4 protein-coding genes and 1 pseudogene are annotated in these 4020 nt (G+C 67.1%); 1 reads left to right on the forward strand and 4 read right to left on the reverse strand.

All coding sequences use genetic code 11. The annotated features are described in order from the left end of the window. Positions 1-121 (forward strand): annotated as a pseudogene (locus JMF90_RS27305) (ABC transporter permease); the annotation flags it as partial. A 61-nt stretch (positions 122-182) separates the two neighbouring features. On the opposite strand, the gene JMF90_RS27310 reads toward JMF90_RS27305, so the two are convergent. The 4 genes from JMF90_RS27310 to JMF90_RS27325 form a co-directional block, all read right to left on the reverse strand. Next, positions 183-1172, reverse strand: coding sequence for a Gfo/Idh/MocA family protein (locus JMF90_RS27310; RefSeq protein WP_201316876.1), 990 nt, complete (start codon positions 1170-1172; stop codon positions 183-185). Positions 1173-1273: 101 nt separating this feature from the next. Continuing rightward, positions 1274-1990, reverse strand: a complete 717-nt coding sequence (locus tag JMF90_RS27315; protein ID WP_006476118.1) for a FadR/GntR family transcriptional regulator — start codon at positions 1988-1990, stop codon at positions 1274-1276. Positions 1991-2272: 282 nt separating this feature from the next. Next, a complete protein-coding gene (gene rpiA / locus JMF90_RS27320; RefSeq protein WP_006476119.1) occupies positions 2273-2968 on the reverse strand; it encodes a ribose-5-phosphate isomerase RpiA in 696 nt (231 codons plus the stop codon). Between the two features lie 92 nt (positions 2969-3060). Then, positions 3061-3933 (reverse strand): N-acetylmuramoyl-L-alanine amidase, encoded by an 873-nt coding sequence (locus tag JMF90_RS27325; protein WP_027811196.1) that lies wholly within the window; start codon positions 3931-3933, stop codon positions 3061-3063. Positions 3934-4020: the final 87 nt, after the last annotated feature.

Below are 4020 nucleotides of genomic sequence, written 5' to 3' on the forward strand. Positions count from 1 at the left end.
GACCTATCAGCCGCTGCCGCTCTATCTCGCCGCCGCGGCCGTGTACTGGGTCCTGTGCCAGATCCTCGAATGGGTGCAGCGCTGGTACGAAAAGCGCCTGTCGCTGCCGTCGCGGCATTGAGCCGCGCCGTTGCGCCGGGCCGCGCTCGCGGCGCCGGCGCCCGCCTTCCCGCCTGTTCCGTCTATTCGCCCGAATAACGCACGCCGAGCACCGCGCGCGCCGCATCGGTCATCGCGATCATCTGCCGCGAATGGTCGTGCGTCACGATCGGGCTTTCGGTTTCGCCCGCGCGCAGCAGGTCGCAGAAATGCGCGGTTTCGTAGTTCAGCCCGCCGCCTTCGGCCCGCGCATCGAGTTCGACGGTACGCCCGTCCGCATAGCGGATCGTCGCGCGCTCGGGGTTCCACCACTTCTCGTGAATCGTCACGTGGCCGCCCGCCGCGGCGATCAGTGCATCGCCGCGCCCCATCACGTCCAGGCCGCAAAAGAGCTGCGCGATCCCGCCGTTCGCATGCACGCTGTTCAGGCTCGCGAACAGGTCGACACCTGTCGCACCGACGCGGCCGAGCGTCTGCACGTCGCGCGCGGCGCCGAGCCAGTCGACGGCAAGAAACGCCTCGTAGATGCCGATGTCGAGCAACGCGCCGCCCGCACGATCGAGCCGATAGACGGAATGGTCCTCCGGCACCGACGACGATGCGCAGCCCGCCCGCACGAGCCGGATCTCGCCGATCGGATCGTCACGCAGGTGCACACGCAACCGACGGTACAGCGGGAAGAATGGCGGCTTCATCGCCTCCATGAAGAGCAGCCCGGCATCGCGCGCCGCGTGCAGCACCGTGTCGAGTTGCGCGGCGTTCAGCGCCGCGGGTTTCTCGCACAGCACGGCCTTGCCAGCAGCCAGTGCGGCCAGCGTGTACTGCGCGTGACTGTCATGGAGCGTCGCGATGTAGACCGCGTCGATCTCGTCGCTCGCGAGGAGCGCGTCGAGGCTCGCGGCAGGCGTGCCGCCGTATGTCTCGCAGAAGGCGGCCGCTGCGTCGGCGCGGCGGGCCCAGGCGCCGGCGAGCGTGGCGCCCGGCACGTGGGCGAGGCTTTGCGCGAAGCGGCGCGCAATGCTGCCTGCACCGACGATGCCGAAGCGCACAGGGCGATGGTCGTTGTCGTTCATCCTGATCTTCCGTGTCGGTCGTATGACGGTAGCCGGCACGCTGCCGGCCGGCCGTCATGATAAACGGCCCGGCGGCACACGGATGAGCGACACGTGCCGCGTCAGGCACGCACCGGCACGTCGACCGAGAAATCGCGCGAAATCTCGTCCGCGCTGAAATCGATCAGCGCCAGCGACGCCGCTTCGGCTTCGCGCGGGTCGCGCCGCTCGATCGCATCGACGACCCGCGCATGCGCCTTCACCGCGATGTCGTGCGCGCCTTCCTTCTGCACGACGCGCGGATTCACGAGACGCACTGCTCCGCGCACGATCGCCGCCATCTGCTGGAAGAACTGGTTGCCGCTCGCCTGGACGATCCGCGTATGCAGCAGCTCGTCCGCCGTGTCGTAGCCGGGGTCGCCCGGCTGCAGCACCTTGAACGCGTCGAACGCTTCGCGAATGCCCGCAATGTCGGCCGCCGTCGCACGCACCGCCGCCTGCGCGGTCGCGCGTGGTTCGATCAGCATCCGGAATTCGATGACGTCGCGCATGAACTGCGGATCGGGCTTTGCCCGAAATCGCCAGCTCACGACGTCTTCGTCGATCATCCGCCAGTCGCGCATCGGCCGCACGCGCGTCCCGACTTTCGGACGCACGTCGAGCATGTCGCGCGCAAGCAACATCGATAACGCTTCCCGCATCACCGTGCGGCTCACATCGAACTCTTTCGACAGCACGTCCTGCGGCGGCAAGATGCCGCCGTACTTGTCTTCGACGATACCCGCGACAAGCCCATCCATCACTTTGGCGACCAGTGACCGGTCTTTGCCCTGCTCCATGACACCTCCCCGTGCGTCGATTTGCGAACACCTGCTCCGCAGTTCCGCCGGCCCTGGTTACTACTCTGTTCTTATGATCTATAAGTTGATGAGTTCGACGATATTTCGCTATCTGGTAAACACCTGACAGGGTTATCCCTCTTTTGAACGAGGTGATTTATACGGCTAAAAAAAAGGCCCGGGAAGCGCGCCGCGCCTGCCGGACCCCGGTTTCCACAAGATTTAACCATCCAATCCATGACGGCCGATACCGCGCCGTTACGGACTGCTTCTCATTCAGTTTTAGCCAGCCGGATAAACGATCGTTTCAACGCCGTTTTCCGTGCCAAGCAAGCACAGATTCGCGCCGCGTTCGGCGAACAGACCGACCGTCACGACGCCCGGCCATGCATTCACCTGCGCTTCGAAACCGCGCGGATCGGCGATCTGCAGGCCCTTCACGTCGATGATCTCGTTGCCGTTGTCGGTGATGTAGGGCGCGCCGTCCTTCGTCACGCGCAGCACGGGCACGCCGCCGAGCGCGGTCACGCGCCGGCCGATCGCCGTGCGCGCCATCGGCACGACCTCGATCGGCAGCGGGAACGCGCCGAGCACCGGCACGCGCTTGCTGGCGTCCGCGATGCAGACGAACGTGTCGGCCACCGACGCGACGATCTTCTCACGCGTCAGCGCGCCGCCGCCGCCCTTGATCATCGCGCCGCCGGCGTCGATCTCGTCGGCGCCGTCGACGTACACCTGCAGCGACTCGATCTCGTTCAGGTCGAACACCTTGATGCCGTGCGATTTCAGGCGTTCGGTCGTGGCAATCGAGCTCGACACGGCGCCGCGATAGCGCGATTTGACGGCGGCGAGCGCGTCGATGAAGCAGTTGGCGGTCGAGCCGGTGCCGACACCGATCACGGCGCCTTCCGGCACGTTCTGGATCACGTAATCGGCGGCGGCCTGGCCGACGAGGCGTTTGAGTTCGTCTTGAGTCATGGCGTGGTAATGCTGCGGGATTGCGGAAAACCGCCAGTTTACCGGAGTCGGCGGACGTCCCCGCGTTTTTCGGCGTGCGCCGCGCCGCGTATTCAGGGTGTGTCGGCCGCCGGCGCGGGATCGGCCGCTTGCGTGCCGGGGAAGTACTTGTCGAGCAGCGCCTGCGCGATCGCGTCGCTTTCCGCGTCCGGATTGCCCGCGTAATCGGACGGTCGGAAATGCATCTGAAACGCTGCGAACACGCGTCGCGTACGCGTGTCGAGCACGCCGTCGGTCGGCACGTCGTAGCCGTAGCGCGCGAGCTTGAGCTGCAATTCGCGCACGTCGACCGGCGCGTGCGGGTCGCGGCCCGCGAGCCGCGCGGCGACGGTCGCGTCGTCCGGCCACGCGCCGACGCCGGCTTGCGCGAGCGCATGCCACGGGAACAGCGGGCCGGGATCGATCTTGCGTTGAGGCGCGATATCGCTGTGCCCGACCACGCGCGTCGGCGGAATGCCGTAGCGCGCGACGATGTCCTTCGACAGGCGGGTCAGTGCGTCGACCTGTTCGGGCGGATATGGCTGCCAGGTGCGATGCTGCGGATCGAGCGGGCCGCGGTTCACGTTCTCGATGCCGATCGATACCGCGTTCAGCTCGGTCGTGCCCTGCCACTCGCTGACGCCCGCGTGCCACGCGCGCCGCGCTTCCGGAACGAGCTGGTAGACGACGGGCATCCCGCGTTCGGCGCGCGGCTGCGGCGGGATGACGTAATGCACGCTGACCGAGTCGCCCGTCAACGTGCGCAGCGATTTCGTCTCGTCGCTTTCCGTGTAATGCATGACGAGAAAGCGGATCCGCGAATCGGCGCCGCGCGCGTGCAGGCTCGTGTCGGCGTAGTAGGTGCCGCGTTCGACGAGCGACGGCGACGTGCAGGCCGCCAGCAGGCCGAACACGGCGCAGCAGGCGCCAATACGAAACAGGGTCATCGGTCGCGGGTTCCGGAGAGCCGCGTGCCGCCTTGCATCGGGGCACGCGTCGTGCGGGTCATTCGACGCCCGCGCATCGCGCGCGGG

Source organism: Burkholderia sp. E168m23 (assembly GCF_016586125.1).
GTDB lineage: Bacteria > Pseudomonadota > Gammaproteobacteria > Burkholderiales > Burkholderiaceae > Burkholderia > Burkholderia orbicola.

Excerpts from the sequence above, each read along its gene's own strand:
- JMF90_RS27310 (WP_201316876.1), bottom strand. The coding sequence starts at position 1,172 with ATGAACGACAACGACCATCGCCCTGTGCGCTTCGGCATCGTCGGTGCA.
- JMF90_RS27315 (WP_006476118.1), bottom strand. The coding sequence starts at position 1,990 with ATGGAGCAGGGCAAAGACCGGTCACTGGTCGCCAAAGTGATGGATGGG.
- rpiA (WP_006476119.1), bottom strand. The coding sequence starts at position 2,968 with ATGACTCAAGACGAACTCAAACGCCTCGTCGGCCAGGCCGCCGCCGAT.
- JMF90_RS27325 (WP_027811196.1), bottom strand. The coding sequence starts at position 3,933 with ATGACCCTGTTTCGTATTGGCGCCTGCTGCGCCGTGTTCGGCCTGCTG.